Source organism: Pseudomonas sp. MWU15-20650 (assembly GCF_023242475.1).
Classification (GTDB): Bacteria; Pseudomonadota; Gammaproteobacteria; order Pseudomonadales; family Pseudomonadaceae; genus Aquipseudomonas.
Genome location: NZ_JALJFG010000027.1, coordinates 69,732 through 88,622 on the forward strand (window position 1 = coordinate 69,732; position 18,891 = coordinate 88,622).

The 18,891-nt window shown below is 60.2% G+C and carries 5 protein-coding genes; 3 read left to right on the forward strand and 2 right to left on the reverse strand.

Annotated features, from left to right (window positions below):
* Window positions 1–51: 51 nt before the first annotated feature.
* Window positions 52–7,296, forward strand: coding sequence for a DUF6543 domain-containing protein (locus M5B43_RS19355; RefSeq protein ID WP_248751607.1), 7,245 nt, complete (start codon window positions 52–54; stop codon window positions 7,294–7,296).
* A gap of 30 nt (window positions 7,297–7,326) precedes the next feature.
* Here the strand turns inward: M5B43_RS19355 and metH are convergent, their stop codons facing one another.
* Window positions 7,327–11,037, reverse strand: coding sequence for a methionine synthase (gene metH / locus M5B43_RS19360; RefSeq protein WP_248751608.1), 3,711 nt, complete (start codon window positions 11,035–11,037; stop codon window positions 7,327–7,329).
* Between the two features lie 165 nt (window positions 11,038–11,202).
* Here metH and M5B43_RS19365 point away from each other — a divergent pair, with 165 nt between their 5' ends.
* Window positions 11,203–13,494 carry a fatty acid cis/trans isomerase gene (locus M5B43_RS19365; protein WP_248751609.1) on the forward strand — a complete coding sequence of 764 codons (2,292 nt, stop codon included), beginning with the start codon at window positions 11,203–11,205 and terminating at the stop codon, window positions 13,492–13,494.
* Window positions 13,495–13,583: 89 nt separating this feature from the next.
* Here the strand turns inward: M5B43_RS19365 and M5B43_RS19370 are convergent, their stop codons facing one another.
* Window positions 13,584–17,939, reverse strand: a complete 4,356-nt coding sequence (locus tag M5B43_RS19370; protein ID WP_248751610.1) for an SET domain-containing protein-lysine N-methyltransferase — start codon at window positions 17,937–17,939, stop codon at window positions 13,584–13,586.
* Window positions 17,940–18,152: 213 nt separating this feature from the next.
* Here M5B43_RS19370 and nfuA point away from each other — a divergent pair, with 213 nt between their 5' ends.
* Window positions 18,153–18,737, forward strand: a complete 585-nt coding sequence (gene nfuA / locus M5B43_RS19375) for a Fe-S biogenesis protein NfuA (protein ID WP_248751611.1) — start codon at window positions 18,153–18,155, stop codon at window positions 18,735–18,737.
* The last annotated feature ends 154 nt before the right edge of the window (window positions 18,738–18,891 follow it).

The following is an 18,891-nucleotide window of genomic DNA, read 5'->3' on the forward strand; positions in this document are numbered from 1 at the left end:
GCGCGCAGGGCGCCGTGATGAGCTGTCAGTCCATTTCAAAGGAGTGACACGATGGACGATTCCTCCCAGACTTCCTCGCCGGCCGTGCCGGCAAACGAGGCACCCAAGCCAATTAAAAAACTCGCCGCCACCCAAAGCCTGCACGGTGATTTCCTGGAGCGCAGCAGCCCTGATTGGCTGATCAACGCGACGCCGTCCCGCAAACAGGCGCTCAAAGATGCCAGCACGGTCATGCCGGCGTGGCTCGCCAACGCTACGCCTGAACAACGCAACGAGGTCACCGCCCGTTTTCTAGCCAACCTCACCACCCAGACGCAACTGGACAACACGATGGCCTCCTTCCAGGACATCGACGACTTCGCCCGGCCCTTGTTGCTCAAGGCCCTGAAGGATCAGTACCGACTGGACCTCGATGTCGACAAAATTCTGTTGTGCCTGCGCCGCCCGCTGGCGGTGGGTATTGCCGAAGTCGAAGCGGGGGATTTCGAGTTTTTGAAACTGTCCCTGCTGGAAGCGGCCTTGCACAACTTCGAGGCCTACGAGTGCAAGGAGGGCGCTTACCACAAGACCTCCGGGTTCATGCAAGCCACCGGCACCTCCGGCACCTACCACTCGGTGGCGATCAACCTGAAGGTCAGCCAGTTTTTGACGCTGTGTCGAAACCTTGATATCGGTGCCAAATACCAGACCTATCTGCAAGCGTTTTTCTACCCCGAAGACGCCAGCGCGCAAGTCACCCTGCGTGACCAGTTCATCGCCAATCAGAAGGCCGCCGTCAGGGCTGCCGCCGAACAGGCACTGTTGACCGGGGATATCGAGCCGGCCGATCACCGCATGCTGCTGTCGGTGATCGAGGGTGAAATTCATCCCTGGATGGGCGACAAGCAGGTCTGGTTCAGAACCCTGGGCCTGATGCGGTTGCGGATGACCGGTTGCATGGTGTTCTCGATCTGCAAGAAATACAGCTACCCGGACGAGTTGATCATCTATGTGCCCCAGGACCCTGAGCATCCGCTCAAGCGCTACCGCTGGCGGCAAATGCAGGCTGAATTCAAGCGCCTGTTCACCGCCCGCGACCCGGCCAGGGCCAATGATCCCTCGCCGACGCCGTACCAGCAGTTCTTCAGTCGCTTCGTGCCCTACGACAAGCGGCCCTATTACTTCAGCCAGTTCACCCGGAAAGCCGCCGACTCACCTGCCGATATCTGGCGCTCGCCGTGGAAGAGGTTACTGGACTTCACCACGCCGCACTTCATCACCGGCATCAAGGAATTACCGCCCGAGGCGCCTGCCAAGCTTGAACCCAACCCCGACCCTTTCCTTGATCCCTCAACGCGCACGCGGCGGGGCAAAGGGATCTGGGCGGCGAACATCGACCCTTGGAAGTATTTCTACGAGCAACACCGCGAGCAGGTGATCGCCGATGCCCGCGCCCATGCCGTGCCGACCGCGGACGTGGATGCCAAGGCGCGTGACGCCAAACTGGCGCACCTGCTGGAAATCGGCATGTTGGGTTTGAACATGGTGTCGATGTTCGTGCCGGTACTGGGCGAGGTCATGATGGGGGTGATGGCCGGGCAGTTGCTCTACGAAACCCTGGAAGGCGCGATTGAATGGGGCGAAGGTGACCGTCAGGCGGCCAAGGCACACTTGATTGATGTGGCCGAGAACCTGGCGCAGATTGCGGTGATGGCCGGTGTGGGGGCGGGCGTCAGCCGCTGGCAAGCGGCCAAGGCCGAGCCGGTGATCGAAGCGCTGAGTGAGGTCACGCGGCCCGATGGCAAGGTTCGATTATGGAAGCCGAGCCTTAGCCGTTATGAGCACCCTGTGACCCTGGAGCGCGCCGCGTACCCCAACGCCCTGGGGCAGTATGTTAAAGAGGGCAAGACCTATATTCGCCAAGGCACCCAGGTCTACGAGCAGTACTTCGACGCGTCAATCCAGAAGTGGCGGATCAAGCACCCCACCGATCCCCAGGCGTACCAACCGATACTTGAGCACAACGGTCACGGCGCCTGGCGGCATACCCTGGAGCGCCCGTTGGAGTGGGATCGGCTGACGCTGTTGCGGCGCATGGGGCATGAAGTCGAGGCATTCACTGACCAGGAGCTGATCAAGATCGCCGATGTCAGCGGCGTCAGCGACAACACGCTGCGCAAGATGCATATGGATCACACGGCGGCACCTCCCGAGCTTGCGGATGCGATGCGCCTGTTCAAGGCGGATGCAGACGCGGCGCGGGTGATCGAGCAACTGGAGGGCACCCGTGGGATTGATGACCTGTATTTGTATGCACTGCCGTTGATCGTGGAAATGCCAGGCTGGCCGCAGGGGCGCGTGCTGGAAGTCTTCGAGGGGGCCGATACCTTTGGCCGGTCGGTCAAGTACGGTGCTCGTCGCTCGCCCAAGGGTGTTGGCGCACAACCGTCGATCAAGGTGGGCCGCAACGATATTCTCGACGGTGAGTTACCCGCGCGCATTTTGTCGGCACTGGACGAGTCGCAAGTGATGCAGTTGTTGGGTACACACGCCTCCTGGAGTCCTGACGCGAGGAACGCCGCGTTCATCCGCAAGCTTGCCGGTTATGCCCGTCAGCGCCGGACGGCGATTTTTGACAGCATCTACGTTGGGACTGAAGCGTTGGACAACCGTATCGGGCTGCTGCAACGCACTTGCCCGGGGCTCAGCAAGGCTGCGGCGCAAACGGTGCTAGACCACGCCCGCGGCCACGAGCTTGAACGGCTGGTCACCACCTCGCGGGTACCTTTGAATATGCTCGAAGAAGCCCGCTGGTATGCGCGGCAAGGGCGCATGGCACGTGCCTATGCCGGGCTGCGCAGTGAGGTGATTGCTCCGGCCGACAGCAGGCGGTTGGCGCTGCATACCCTGGAGACACTCCCCGGCTGGCCGCAAACGTTGCGCCTGGAAGTGCGCAGCACCAACACCCAAGGCGAGCTGCTTGACAGTATTGGTGCGCCCGCCGCGCCGCAGAAAAAATACCTGGTCAAACACGGCCCCAGCTACCAGGCGTTCGATGAGCGCGGGGAAGCGCTTAACAGCCTGGCGCTGGAGGGCGACAACTTCTATGCCTCGGTGATGCATGCCTTGCCCGATGAGGCGCGCCAGAGCCTGGGGGTGCCACAGGTCAGCCAGCATGCAGCGTTGCAACGCAAAATTATCGAGCAAGCCGATGCATATCGCCTGGAGGCCTCGGCATGGCTGGAGCCGAAAACGCCCAGGTTCAAGGCGCCGGTGCGCATCCACGAAACACTAGTGGGCTATCAGGCCAGTGGGCGGGGGGCGAGTGTGGGCCCGCATCTGGCTCATCAGGTGCGCACCCTCTATCCGGATCTGGATGAGGTACAGATCAATGCATTTGTCCTTGAACTGGTACGGGCGGGGAACGATACCCGGGCGATCGTCAGCAAGTTGAAAGCGCTGTCCAAAGAACGCCAGTTGCTGCATGACGCGCTTAATCATTGGGTCAATCGTTCGTCGCAGGCCAATCGTCAGAGCAACTTCCTCGCCGGGGAAGCGCTCAAGCGTAGCTGGGGCCGTTCTTGGTTGGCCGGGAAAGTGCCGGGTGCCGATGCCTTGGCGTTGACCCTTAATGAACCTTTGCCGCCACTGACGGCGAACTTTTCGCACGTGCGTGAATTATCGGTCCTCGGTACGGCCCTGCATGACACCAATATCGATGGGTTTCTGAGCCAGTTTCCCACTCTCGAAGCCTTGACGGTACGAGCGCCTTACCTCGCTGCCGCAGAAACCACGGGGGCCAGCCCTAAGTTGACCCGCGCGCCGCAGGTGTTGGCGCAGTTCAGAGGGCTCAAACATTTGGCTATCAGCTTCGATGCACATCGGTTGAGCGCTCAGTTGTCGTCGCAACTGGCAGCACTGGCCGGCCTTGAACACCTGGAGATCGGTTACTTTGCCTACGACGGCGATGTCCTCAATGGTCTGGATTTAAGCCCCCTGCAACGCTTGAAACGCTTGAAGATCGTGGCACCCAAGGTGTCTATGCAATGGCCCGCCTATGTGCAGAAACTGCCGCTTCTGGAGCGCCTAGACCTGGCCCAAACCACCATTGCGACGCTGCCTGCCGAGCTCTATACCGGTTACGAGCGGTTATGGAGCGGGTTATCGCTGGACTGGTCGACGTTCAGCTATGAAGATTTCAAACCTGCCTATGAGCACGTCAGGAACTATGCAGGGACGTTCGGGCCACACTTGGCCAGTCTGGACGAGATGGTCAGAGGCTTTGCGCGCGGCGAACTGGGCCTGCTGATGGGCGAAGCGCATATGGGGCGGCGCATGACTGACGTGATCATGGGCCTGTGGAATACCCCACAAACCCGCATGAATGCCGTCCAGGCACTGCGCGAGGAGCACGTCGGCATTTTCAGGCAGTTCTATGAACCCTCCGTGGTCCCAGGATTCAGGGTGCGCTTTGCGCGCGCGCGCTGGAGGGCCGGGCATAATGCAAGCATCCTGGCGCTGCTGGAGAAAAGTTGGCGCGGGGCGGTATTCCAACGCTATGGTCTGCCGACGGATATAGATATTTCGATGCTCGCACTGCCGGATCCAAGCTTGTCGCCGACAAGCCCCCTGGCCACTGAAAAAATCCGCGAGTTACCGGTGTTGCCGGCCGGCACCTTCTCCCATGTGAAAACCTTGAGGGTGAAATGGTTGGAGGATGTGCCGCCCGATCAGATCAGTGGTTTCTTCCAGGCGTTCGCTGGTGTGCGAAGCCTTGAACTGCGCTTCAGTCACCTCACCGACGTGCCGATCAGTCCGGGCGTCCTGCCAGAATTGACACATCTGGACTTGTCCGACAACCAGATCGTAGTAACCCCGGCAGTACAGGCTCAATTCAATGGGTTGAACAGGCTGCAAGTGTTGAGTCTGCAGTACAACCTGCTAGGCACCCTCGACGTCAGCGCCCTGAGCCATCTGACGGCGCTGAACCTGCGCGGATCGATGCTGCGCGAGTGGCCCCGGGGCGCTGAAGACCTTGCGCAGTTGGCTTGCCTGGACTTGCGTGACAATCAGTTGACGAGCCTTGCGCCGCTCGCGCTTGACGATTCGGACGTGTTGATGCGCACCGAGTTGGCAGGCAACCCGTTGAGTGCCGAAGGCACGGCGGTACTCAATGCGGCGCGGCGCCGGATCGAGACGGCCAAGGGCTTGCCTGAGGGCGCATTGAGTCGGTTTGCGCTGGATCAGGAGCCTTTGGTGTTTCCGCCGAAGCAGACCGCGGGTTCGATAGCGCATTACTTGCTGCCCTTGCCACCGGGCAATGGGGGCTTTGCGGGCGTTCCGGAAAATGCCATAAGGGCGTTAAGCCCGCTTTTGACACAAGAGCAAGCCATGGCCAGGGTCAGGCAACTGCGCGAGACGGGGTTGAGCGACATGCAAATTGATACGCAGGTCGCTCAATGGCACCAGACCCACGACGTGCTGACGCGCGAGTTGAATGGTTGGATATTTACCCGCGACACGCGCACTTATGTCGATAGTCTCGACAGTCTGAAGCGAGAGCCCTGCGCCAAGGCGATCCGCGAATCCTGGGTGCAAGCGGTGGTAGAAGGGCGCACGGGCACCGAGATCGAGACGTTGGACCTGCAAGTGACCCAACCCGGTGACCTGCCCGCGCTCTCCGTGCCGTTTGCCCATGTACGCAGTCTCAACCTGACGGGAGTCAAGCTCACGGCCGAGGGCAGCAACGGGTTTCTAGCCGCCTTTGCCCAATTGAACCGGTTAATACTCAGCGGTAACGAGTTGACCGCACTGCCTGAAGCCGTTCAACGCATGGAGCAGCTTGAGCGTCTGGAACTGACCGCAAACGCCTTCACGCAGGCGCCGTCTTTGCCTGCTCAACTGCGCAGTGAGCGTTTACGTTGGCTGGACTTGAGCCACAACAACCTGCAGGCCTTTGATATGCGGGATTTCAGTCGCCTGGAGACACTGGATTTGAGCTACAACGACATCCAGAGCTGGCCCGACGGTGCGTTGGAGTCCGAGCACCTGGCCCGGCTGAACCTGAGCGGCAACGCACTGGAGTCATTCCCACAGTCTCTGCTGGGTGGCGCACACGACCGCTTGGTATCCGGTACGGACCTGTCCGATAATCATAGCCTGACCGCGCGAGCCCTTGAGCAGATGCGCTACTACGCCCAGGCGCACGAGGTCGATGAGGTCATGGGCGTTTCGCGAGCAGAACTGGACCGCGCCCATCGACGCAATTATGGCGGGTCTGACACTGACTCGGACTCCGATCCTGATTCGAGCTCCGACTCTGACGACGATGACAGTGATCCGGACGCCGGCTACCTGCCGGCCGAGAACATTGCAAACCCGCTGCAAAATACCGCGCAACTGGCACTTGATCCCTGGCTGGCCAATACCTCTGCGGCGCTGGCGACACAACGGACGGCGCTCTGGAACCAACTGGCACAGGCGCAAGATCATGATCGATTTTTCCATCTTATTTCGCTGTTGCGCCTGACCTCGGAATTCAACCTCAACCGCCCGAGCCTCACGCAACGGGTCTGGGACGTTATCGCGGGGGCCGTCGAAAATGCCGAGCTGCGCGGCACCCTGTTCGTCGAAGCTGAAACCCACGGCACCTGTATCGATGGCCGTATCCTCACGTTCAGCGAGATGGAAGTGCGGGTGTTCGAGTACCGCGCCTTGCGCGATATTCCACAGCAACGGCTCGACCTCAGGGGCCGGGCGCTGCTGAACCTGTCGCGGCAGTTGTTCCGGTTGAGCAGGGCCGATCAACTGGCAGAAGCCGCTGCAGTGGGCCTGGACCGGGCCGAGGTGCGCTTGAGTTACCGGATCGGCTTGACCCGCAACTGGCCCGACGGCCTGGAGCTGCCAGGGCAACCAGCCTATATGGATTATGCCAGTCCGATCAGTGGCGAATTGCAGGCGCAGATCCGTGCGCAAATCATGGCTGCCGAAGGCACCGATGCGTTTGTCGAAAGCCTGATTCAGCGTGATTACTGGCTGCGTTACCTGGAGACGCGTTACGCCGAACAATTGGAGGCCCTTGAGGACGAGCTGACACGCCGTCATGAAGCCTTGGAGGACGCGCACAGCGACCGGGGCGATGCCCAGAGCATGGCACGCTACAACGAAGCCATAGGCCAATTGGAAATCGAACGAGCCGCCGCCCGTACCCAGAAACGCATGGAGCTGTCCCGGGCAGAGATACAGCGGTTATCGGGCATGGAACCTGCCAAGCCCGCACCGTTGTCACCCCAGCCCGGCCCATCCAGGCGGCCCTGAGCCGGCGCTCCAAGAGCGCCGAATTTGACCTCAGTTGTCATACCCCAGGTTCGGCGCCAGCCAGCGCTCCGTCACGCTGAGGTCCTGGCCTTTGCGCGCGGTGTAGCTGGCGACCTGGTCCTTGTCGACCTTGCCCACGGCAAAGTACTGTGCCTGCGGGTGGGCGAAGTACCAGCCGCTGACCGCCGCCGCCGGGAACATCGCGTAATGCTCGGTGAGGAACACACCGCTGCGCCCGGCGTGCATTTCACGGGCCTCGGGGTCCAGCAGTTGGAACAGCTGGGCTTTCTCGGTGTGATCCGGGCACGCCGGGTAGCCGGGGGCAGGGCGGATGCCGCTGTACTGCTCCTTGATCAGCGCCTCGTTGTCCAGTTGCTCGTCCTTGGCGTAACCCCAGTGCTCTTTACGCACTTGCTGGTGCAGCCATTCGGCGCAGGCTTCGGCCAAGCGGTCGGCGAGGGCCTTGACCATGATCGAGTTGTAGTCGTCGCCGGCATCTTGATACGCCTTGGCCACTTCCTCGGCACCGATGCCGGCGGTGGTGATGAAGCCACCGATGTAGTCGGTCACGCCGCTGTCTTTAGGCGCGACAAAGTCGGCCAGGGAGAAGTTCGGCTTGCCGTCGGTCTTGATGATCTGTTGGCGCAGGTGATGCAGTTTGGCGATGGGCTGGCCGTCGTCACCGTAGACTTCCAGGTCATCGTCCTGCACCTGGTTGGTTGGCCAGAAACCGAACACGGCGCGGGCGCTGATGAGTTTTTCGTCGATCAGTTTCCTGAGCACTTCCTGGGCATCGGCATACAGCGCGGTGGCGGCTTCGCCGACCACTTCGTCGGTGAGGATGCGCGGGAATTTGCCGGCCAGGTCCCAGGAGATGAAGAACGGTGTCCAGTCGATGTACTCGGCCAACACGTTGAGGTCGATATTGTCCAGCACCTTGGCGCCGGTGAAGGTCGGTTTGACCGGGGTGTAGCTGCCCCAGTCGAACTGCGGCTTCTTGGCGATGGCCGCCGGGTAGCTCAGGCGCTCGGTACGCGCGCTGCGGTTGGAGGTGCGTTCACGTACGTCGATGTATTCCAGGCGGGTTTTTTCGACAAAGCCGGCCTTCAATTCCTTGGACAGCAACTGGGTGGCGACACCCACGGCGCGGGAGGCGTCGGTGACGTAGATGACCGCGTCATTGCTGTACTTGGGCTCGATTTTCACTGCCGTGTGCGCCTTGGAGGTGGTCGCGCCACCGATCATCAACGGCAGGTGGAAGTCCTGGCGCTGCATCTCGCGGGCCACATGCACCATTTCATCCAGGGACGGCGTGATCAGGCCGGACAGGCCGATGATGTCGCACTTCTGCTCCTTGGCCACCTGCAGGATCTTCTCGGCAGGCACCATGACCCCCAAATCCACAATGTCATAGCCGTTGCAACCCAGCACCACGCCGACGATGTTCTTGCCGATGTCATGCACGTCGCCTTTGACCGTGGCCATCAGGATCTTGCCCTTGGCCTCGGGCTTGTCGCCTTTTTCCAATTCGATGAAGGGGATCAAGTGCGCCACCGCCTGCTTCATCACCCGGGCGGATTTCACCACCTGGGGCAGGAACATCTTGCCGGCGCCAAACAGGTCGCCAACGATGTTCATGCCCGACATCAGCGGGCCTTCGATCACCTCGATCGGGCGCGGGAACGACAGGCGCGACTCCTCGGTGTCTTCGACGATATGCGTGGTGATGCCCTTGACCAGCGCGTGTTCCAGGCGTTTGTTGACATCCCAGCCGCGCCATTCTTCGGTTTCGGCTTCCTTGACACTGCCGTCGCCTTTGTACTTGTCGGCAATCGCCAACAGGGCGTCGGTGCCGTCCGGGGTGCGGTTGAGCACCACGTCTTCCACGGCGTCACGCAGCTCGGCCGGGATCTGGTCGTAGATCTCCAGTTGGCCGGCGTTGACGATGCCCATGGTCAGGCCCGCACGGATCGCATACAGCAGGAACACCGAGTGGATCGCCTCGCGCACCGGGTTGTTGCCCCGGAACGAGAACGACACGTTGGACACGCCGCCGGAGGTCAGCGCGTAGGGCAGTTCGTCACGAATATAGGCACAGGCGTTGATGAAATCGACGGCGTAGTTGTTGTGCTCTTCGATGCCGGTGGCAACCGCGAAGATGTTCGGGTCGAAGATGATGTCTTCCGGCGGGAAGCCGACTTCATTGACCAGAATGTCGTAGGAGCGTTTGCAGATTTCCTTCTTGCGCGCTTCGGTGTCGGCCTGGCCGGCTTCGTCGAACGCCATCACCACCACCGCCGCGCCGTAGCGCTTGCACAGCTTGGCGTGATGAATGAATTGCTCCACGCCTTCCTTCATGCTGATGGAGTTGACGATGCCCTTGCCCTGGATGCACTTGAGGCCCGCCTCGATCACCTCCCACTTGGAGGAGTCGATCATGATCGGTACGCGGGAGATGTCCGGCTCGCCGGCGATCAGATTGAGGAAGGTGACCATGGCCTTCTTCGAATCGAGCATGCCCTCGTCCATGTTGATGTCGATCACCTGGGCGCCGGCTTCCACCTGCTGCAGGGCGACTTCCAGGGCTTCGGTGTAGTTGTCTTCACGGATCAGGCGGGCAAAGCGTGCGGAACCGGTGATGTTGGTGCGCTCGCCGACGTTGACGAACAACGAGCTGCGATCAATGGTGAACGGCTCCAGGCCCGACAGGCGGCAGGCCTTGGGAATGTCCGGGATCGGGCGCGGCGCATAACCGGCAACGGCGTTGGCGATGGCTTCGATATGCCCCGGCGTGGTGCCGCAGCAGCCGCCGACGATGTTGAGGAAGCCGCTCTGGGCGAACTCTTCGATGACCTTGGCGGTTTCTGACGGCAGTTCATCGTACTCGCCGAATTCGTTGGGCAGGCCGGCGTTGGGGTGCGCCGACACATGGGTGTTGGCCTTGTTCGACAGCTCTTCCAGGTAGGGGCGCAGTTCACTGGCGCCGAGGGCACAGTTCAAGCCAACGGAAATCGGCTTGGCGTGGGCCACGGAGTTCCAGAACGCCTCGGTGGTCTGGCCCGACAGGGTACGCCCGGAAGCATCGGTGATGGTGCCGGAAATCATGATCGGCAGTTCGATGCCGAGTGTTTCGAACACGCCTTGTACGGCGAAGATCGCGGCCTTGGCGTTGAGGGTATCGAAGATGGTTTCGATCAGGATCAGGTCGGCGCCGCCTTCGATCAGGCCCTGGGTGGCCTCGGTGTAGTTTTCCACCAGCTCATCGAAGGTCACGTTGCGGTAGCCGGGGTTGTTCACGTCCGGCGACAACGAGCAGGTGCGGCTGGTCGGGCCGAGTACGCCAGCGACGAAACGCGGTTTGGCCGGGTTCTCCAGGGTCTTGGCGTCGGCCACCTTGCGTGCCAGGCGTGCGCCTTCTACGTTCAGCTCATAGGCCAGCGCTTCCATGCCGTAGTCGGCCATGGAGATGCGCGTGGCGTTGAAGGTGTTGGTTTCGAGGATATCGGCGCCGGCGTCCAGGTAAGCCTTCTCGATCCCCCCGATGACGTCGGGGCGAGTAAGGACCAGCAGGTCGTTGTTGCCCTTGACGTCGCTCGGCCAGTCGGCAAAGCGTTTGCCACGGTAGTCCTGTTCCTCGAGCTTATAGCTCTGGATCATCGTGCCCATACCGCCGTCGAGGATCAGGATGCGTTCCTTGAGGGCTTGGTGAAGGGCTTGCAGACGAGCACTACGATCGGACATTGGACTACTCTGGTCAGGCATTACGGAGGGCGTGAATCATAGCAAACCTGTGCCGATTTGGAGCATGCATGGGTTCTGCATGAATATCGTTCATGTTGGTGGCGGCCATGGCCCGGTAGAATTGCGACACTTCACACCGCGCACGCACTGAATCGGGACCGATACATGTCACTTCGTCTTATCGCCAGCGCCGTTTTGGCACTGGTTGCCTGTTCCGTGCAGGCACAAGGTCCCGCTGCGGCGATCTCCTATACCCGCGACATCCAACCGATCTTTACCGAAAAGTGCGTGGCCTGCCATGCCTGCTACGACTCCGCCTGCCAGCTCAACCTCGGCAGTGCCGAGGGCGCGACCCGTGGCGCGAGTAAAATGCCGGTGTACGACGGCGAGCGCAGCCAGGCCACGCCGACCACCCGATTGTTCTATGACGCGTTCGGCAAGCAAGCCTGGCAGCAAAAGGGCTTCTATTCGGTACTGGATGCCCAGGGCAGCCAGGCCGCGTTGATGGCGCGCATGCTGGAGCTGGGGCACAACGCGCCGTTGCAGCCCAATGCGAAGCTGCCTGAAGAAATCGTGTTGGGACTGAATCGTGCAAACATGTGCGCGATGCCCGGCGAGTTCAATGCCTATGCCGGCGCTCACCCCAAGGAAGGCATGCCGTTGGCCGTCACCGGCCTGACCGACCAGCAATACCAGACGCTGCAACGCTGGCTGGCCTCCGGTGCGCCGATTGACGAACAAGGGCTGGCGCCCAGTGCCAGGGAAGCCTTGCAGGTACAGCAGTGGGAAACCCTGTTCAACCGGCCGGGCGCCAGGGAAAGCCTGGTGGCGCGCTGGCTGTACGAGCATTTGTTCCTGGCCCATATCTACTTTGAGAACGGCGAGCCGGGGCATTTCTTCCAGTGGGTGCGTTCGCGTACGCCAAGTGGCCAGCCGATCGACCTGATCGCCACCCGTCGTCCCAACGATGACCCAGGCACTAAGGTCTATTACCGCTTATGGCCGGTGCAGGGTGTGATCGTGCATAAAACCCACATCACTTACCCGTTCAGCGCGGAGAAAATGGCGCGGATCAAAGACCTGTTCTATTCCGGCGACTGGCAGGTGAGCGCCTTGCCGGGCTACGGGCCGGGTCGCCGTGCCAACCCGTTCGAAACCTTCGAGGCCATTCCGGCCAAGGCGCGTTACCAGTTCATGCTGGATAACGCCGAATACTTCGTGCGCACCTTTATCCGTGGGCCGGTGTGTCGTGGGCAGATCGCCACGGATGTGATCCGTGACAACTTCTGGACCCTGTTCCAGGACCCGGACCACGACCTGTACATCACCGACGCGCGTTATCGAGGCCAGGCTACGCCGTTGCTGGCCATGCCGGGACAGAACGATGACGTGGGCAGTGTGCTCGGTCTGTGGCTGGCCTATCGCGACAAGCGCAACCAATACGAAGCCCAGCGCCGTGACAGTTACGCTGACGTGCCGGCGCCGAGCTGGTCGAGCCTGTGGGCGGGCAACGACAATGCCTTGCTGACCATCTTCCGCCATTTCGACAGCGCCTCGGTGACCAAGGGGCTGATCGGCGAGGTGCCGCAGACGATGTGGCTGTTCGATTACCCGCTGCTGGAGCGCACCTATTACCAGTTGGCGGTGAACTTCGATGTGTTCGGCAACGTGTCGCACCAGGCCCAGACGCGCTTGTACTTTGACCTGATCCGTAACGGCGCCGAGCAGAACTTCCTGCGCCTGATGCCGGCCGACACCCGCGAGGACTTCCTCGATGACTGGTACCAGAACAGCGGCAAGCTCAAGCTGTGGCTGGACTATGAAGCCATTGATGACGACAAGCCCACGGGGCTGCACCTGGATGAGAAGGATCCCAAGCGCGATTTTGCCAACCAACTGCTGGCGCGTTACGGCGATTTGAACGTCAGCCCGGACCCGATCAACCGCTGCACCGGGGCCTATTGCTCGCGCGCCGGTATCGACCCGGCCTTGCAGGATGCCGAACAGGCGCTTAGCCGCCTGGCGTCGCGCCCTGCGGCGGGGCTCAAAGTGATCGACCAGTTGCCCGAAGCCACGATGCTGCGCATCGAAACCGCCACCGGCCAGCGCGTGGTCTACAGCATGCTGCGCAACCGCGCCCACAGTAATGTCGCGTTCCTGCTAGGCGAGGCCTATCGCTATCAGCCGGGGTTGGACACGCTGACCATCTATCCCGGGGTGATGAGCAGTTATCCGAACTTCATGTTCAATATTCCGGCCCAGGAAGTGCCGGCGTTTGTCGTGGCGATGGAAAACGCCAAGGATGCCAAGCGCTTTGAGACGATTGTTGATCGCTGGGGCGTGCGTCGCAGCCACCCCCGGTTCTGGCAGTACTTCCACGATTTGTCGCGGTACATCCGTGAGACGACACCGGTGGAAGAGGGTGTATTGGACATGAACCGCTACGAAAATCTATAACGACTGTATAGACCCGGTCATTCGGCCCTTTCGACAACGCCTCGCTGACCAAGGGCCTGGTCGGCCAAGCGCTGCGAAAGCGGCTGGGCTCAAGGCTTCAAGTACTTCCAATAGCCTTTGCCATAGTCCATTAACAACTCGGTGCCGGCCGGGATATCCCGCCACGCGACAATGAACACCATGTATTTGCCCACACACAGTGAGCCGACGTTCTCGATACCGACATCGGGAATGTTCGGCACGTTGACGGCGTTGATCAGGCTCAGCGTATTGCTGTTGCCGTGGCCGCTGAGGGTGGCACCGCGGGTATTGGTCTGGAATAGATAAGTACCGACCGCCGCTTCACCCTTTTCAAGTATCTCGGTATTCACCGAGGCCTGGTCCAAGTGCAGCTTGCCGGTGTACGGCCCCAGCACATCGAACCGCTTGATGTCGGTGCGGGCTACGACCGAGAGTCCGCGTTCCGGGCCATCGTTGAGTGTCTTGACCTCCAACAATCGATCGAGCTTGCGATGATGATTGCCCTCCTTGGCGATCCATTCGCGAATGCTCTTGGTGGCAGCCTCCTTGACTTCCACATGTTGCATGCCGGTGAACTCATCGAAAAAATGGTTGGCGTCGGTAATCTCGATGTTTTGCAGTGGGCCTTCAAGCTCCAGGGTCAAACTGCGCTGGATATCGTTCGGATCCTGCAGGATCGGCGCGTTGTTGTTGATCTTATGATCGTAGGACGCCGTGATTGAGGCGGACCGCCGGCGGGCGGGGGCTGCCTCTTCGTCCAGGCGCGGACGTTTCGAGCCGCCTGCCGCAGGTGGCGGGGCGGGCCGTTTCCTGGCGATCGGTTGATCAAGAGGGCTCCTCTGCCCGAAGATCAACATATCCCTGCCGGAGCGGGTCATGCTGCCATTGTCATTGACGTAGGTGCGCCAGATCACGGGGTTGAGGTTTTTCTCCTCGACAAACGTGAGCACGGAATACCTTGAACCAGGGGTGTTGTAGTGCTTGTGCCATTCGTCCAGGTGCTTGGGGGTCAGTACGGTGAATTCTCCACCGCTGGCATGCTTGGCGAGTACTTTGCCGGCGGCGCGATAGCTGCCATCCAGGTTGACGTACGTTGCCAAATCCTGTGGGTCCAGGTTGTGGTCGGCGGCGAAGCCTTCAAGGGTAAGGCTATTGCGTTCTCGTTGTGAGCTTTTGCGCCAACTCTCCAGATGGTCGTGGGTAATGGCGGTGCGGGCGGTTCCCGCGCGGTCGAGCATCTGTTGCCCTCGGGGCGTCAACGTGTCGCGGCTTTTGACAAATTGGCGGAATGCATTGGGGTCCAGATTGTAGGTGCTGATAAAGGCATCCATGGTTTTTTTCAAGGCATTTTCACTGGACTCGCTCCATTTCAACAGGATCGAGGGTGTCACGACGTTTGTAGCATCCGGCGCACCGCCTGGGACTTTGATCTGGCTTGAGTACCAATGCCCCGGTTCTACCGAGGATAGAGTGATCGATAAGTCGCGATTGTTCTTTGGGTTGACCATGACCACGGAGAAGCTGTTGTCGCTGCCCTCGGCAATCTCCTGGATAAACCCATAGGAGTTGTCGCGAACCTGATACACCGCGATCTTGCCTTTGTCATCGACATTGCAGATGAACTTCTGGTTGTAGTCCGCGCGGGAGAAGATACCGCGCCCGTCGGGTTTGAGGCCGCTGATCACCTGAGGGTCGACGGCGTATCGACTGATCAATGGGCTGCTGTTGCTGATCACCGTGATCGGTTCTCGAAAGCGCGGCCCGAAGGCTTTATTGGAGGCCGTGTCGATCAAGCGATAATCCGGCGCGTCGAGGCTGCCGACGTTGCGCATCGGCACATTGGCGAAGCCGTCCACGGTAAACAGCCGATCGCCTGCCTGCAGCGGCTTCCAGCTGTCAGGGTCAACCGAGCGCATGTGCCTTGCGGCGATCGTCCCATCGCGCAGTTGCGCAATCCCCCGTTTTGCCTGGCGCATCAATTTATGGCCCAGCTTGAGCAAACCAAAGCGCGCGAGCCTGAGCAGGCTGGGCAGGGCGGCCAGGGGGTTGAGTTCCTGGAGTGTGGCAATCACCAGTTTTCCGGTCAGTTTCGCGAGTTTAGGCAGCGCCAGGCGCAGCCCGGTCTTGCCTGCCTGGATAAGCAGGCGGGTGGAGCCGGCCACATACCGCCCCACCGGCAACGCGAATGCCACGATGTCGATGAATAGGCTTGCCACGCCTGATCTGATGCGCTGGGGATCGCCGGAAGCGATGTCGTCGATACCGCCCCAAAGTGGGATAAAAATCTTGCCCCAGAACGCCAAGTCTTCGAGTACCTCAGCGGGGATGTCCACTTCCCGCGTGTCTTTACGGGTTTTTTCCAAGAGGGCTTGTTCATCACAGAAAAACAGCTCGCGGGCAATCATGCTCGCCAACGCTTCACTGCGCGGCGCATACAGTGTGTTGGGCGCGAACGATTGGATGCGCGGCCCGGTGTCGATGCCAGGCAGTGTCTGGCCGACTTGTTCAACGATCAACTCAGCTTTTTTGCCTGGCCTGGGCGCTTTGTTCTCACGGTAAGCCTCGCGATCAAACGGCACTTCGGTGGCCAGCCTGTACTTGTCCCAGCTCATGGCGTCGCGTAGTTCTACCACTTTGCCGTTCAGCGGTAGGCTCTGCAGGTCTTTGCGTCGACGCAGCAGGCCGGCGAAGGGGAATACCTCGATGTAGAGGGCATGGAGGGGCGAGCGGGGCTTGACGATGCGCAGGATAAAACCTGTCCGGTAACGAACGGCATCGGTCTTGGCTTTGGTTTCATATTCGATGGGCACCTTGTTCAGGGCTTCTCTTAATGAATACACGGTGATCTCGTCCTGATCCACGTCCAGGGTCGCACTGCCCAGGTGCGCAAGCAGTGATTGGATTAAGGTCTTGTAGGCGTTTCTCGGCACCTCAAGGGCTTCGCGAAAGGCGTTGTCGTACTCCGTGTCCGAGGCAAAGCGCCAACGGCTGGGCAGGTTGAGTTTGAGGTTATGAACCGCGTTGAACATCTCATATTCATGCTGCTCCAGTGCGGTGACGGCCTGGGTGAGCTCATCCCGGGAGTGGCCCGACGCTCGGCTGGCAATCAGGCCGTTGGCTTGTGCCCATTGGACAGTAGGGGCCAGCCTGGCGGCAGCGACCAGCGCCTGCTGTTTGACGTCGCCCTCACTGACGCGAAAATGTTCCGCCGCCAGGTTAAGCAACTGCTCAAAGCTCATGTGCCGCGATGAGCCGGGTGCGCACGCTTCGGCCAGGAGAAAGCCGCTTCTGAAGTTGACCCAGGTATTGGTGACAGCGTAGGGCAGGTCATCGGGAATATCGGCCACCCAGACCTCGCTGGCAATATTGGCCTTGAGGACGCACACCGCCAATTGTGCCGCGTCAGCGCTGATCGACAAGCCATGTTCATAGCGGTTGATCAAGGATTGGCGGATCGACGAATAAAACGCGCCAGGCGCAATGAATAGCTTCAATTCGTTGTCAATCAGCGAGTCGGTGCTGGGAATGATCGTCAGCCACAACGCGCGCCACAGTAATTTCACCCGTACCGGGTCTGGGCAGATTTCCTCCTTTTGGCTGCCATACCAGTCCAGGGCCTTGGCGATCCGCTCGCCCAGCGCCAGGTTATCGGGGCTATTGAGCAATTGCTCAAGCAAGACGGTGGGGGTGGTGGTGAGCATGTCCTGCTGTGAGGCGGTAAATGTTTCGGGCAATACATGACGGAACAGCGATTGACGGGTGTGTGTTTCGATCTGGCGGATAACCTCCTTGATCTTCTGGTCGGCAGGCGCATCCAGCAAGTGCTGCAAGTCGCTGAGATTGCCATCATGTCCGAGTTTTTTCAGGGTGCGGTGTTCCTGCAAGCCAGACAGAACCGCTTTCCACTGCTCGCGGGTGTTGGGCCGTGCCGGGATGATCGAGTAATACTTGAGCACCAGGTCGAACCGCACCGAACCGTCGCTTTTGAGGCCGTTACCCACACGCCGGTTGATACCCAGCAACACGTCGGCGTCGATGTACCAATAGGTGGGCATATGGCGCAGGATCACCGAATGATCGGCGATGCTGAACGTCTCGGCAGGGTCGGGTATCGGTGAGCGTGCGCTGCTGAGCATGGTTGAGAGCAGGTCGTAAAGAAAGTCCCGGCCCAGAATCGAGTCATCCGGTTCGGGTTTTTCCCGCAGGAACTGCTGAAAGTCTTCATCGGCTTCCAGCTTTCCAAGGACCCGAAAGGCTTCCTTGCACTCGCGATGCAGTTCGCTGTTGTGCGGGGGGAAGTAGTAAACCTCGGCGGCGGCGGCTGTAAGTGAGCTTTGTGCCGTCACGAAATCAATCAAATGGTCCAGATGCGCTTGCTGTTCAGGCAGGCCTTGGAAATAGAAACCCTGCAACGCGTTATTCATTCAATCCTCACAATCGGTCGTCGAAGAGGATTCACTATATTCAGCGAAGTTTTGCAGGCGGCCTACATAGGTAGGCACAGGTTTTCGCAGAAACGAGTAGGGACGTCGGCGCCGTCGGTCAGCAGGGCCAAGTCTTTCCCGACAGAAATACTCGGACTTTGTACCTGCGTAATAATTTGGCGTAAACTGCCGGCAAGCCTGTGAGGAGTTTCCATGACTGCCATAACCATTACCGACGCCGCCCACGATTACCTGGCTGACCTGCTGTCCAAGCAGAACACCCCGGGTATCGGCATCCGCGTCTTTATCACCCAGCCTGGCACCCAGTACGCCGAGACGTGCATTGCCTACTGCAAGCCAGGGGAAGAGAAGCCTGAAGACACCGCCCTGGGGCTGAAAAGCTTCACCGCGTATATCGACAACTTCAGTGAAGCCTTCCTCGATGACGCTGTGGTCGACTACGCCACCGATCGCATGGGCGGCCAGTTGACCATCAAGGCGCCTAACGCCAAGGTGCCGAACATCAGCGCCGACAGCCCGGTCAACGAGCGCATCAACTACTACCTGCAAACCGAGATCAACCCAGGCCTGGCCAGCCACGGCGGTCAGGTGAGCCTGATCGACGTAGTGGAAGACGGTATCGCCGTATTGAAGTTCGGCGGCGGCTGCCAAGGCTGTGGCCAGGCGGACGTGACCTTGCGTGAAGGCATCGAGCGCACCCTGCTCGAGCGTATTCCTGAGCTCAAGGGCGTGCGCGACGTGACTGACCACACGCAGAAAGAAAACGCCTACTACTGAGTAAGGCGTTCACTGCGAACAAAAAAACGGCGCCCCGTGAGCGCCGTTTTTTTATTCTTAAAATTCAATTGCTTACACGGTTTACCTAATAAGGAAGGTTAAGTGTGGGAGGAGCTTGCCCTAATGCCAGTCAGTTAAGAAGGAACACTGTCGC

Bases quoted from the DNA above. Each gene is read 5' to 3' on its own strand.
- nfuA (WP_248751611.1), top strand. From the start codon at position 18,153: ATGACTGCCATAACCATTACCGACGCCGCCCACGATTACCTGGCTGAC.
- M5B43_RS19370 (WP_248751610.1), bottom strand. From the start codon at position 17,939: ATGAATAACGCGTTGCAGGGTTTCTATTTCCAAGGCCTGCCTGAACAG.
- metH (WP_248751608.1), bottom strand. From the start codon at position 11,037: ATGTCCGATCGTAGTGCTCGTCTGCAAGCCCTTCACCAAGCCCTCAAG.
- M5B43_RS19365 (WP_248751609.1), top strand. From the start codon at position 11,203: ATGTCACTTCGTCTTATCGCCAGCGCCGTTTTGGCACTGGTTGCCTGT.
- M5B43_RS19355 (WP_248751607.1), top strand. From the start codon at position 52: ATGGACGATTCCTCCCAGACTTCCTCGCCGGCCGTGCCGGCAAACGAG.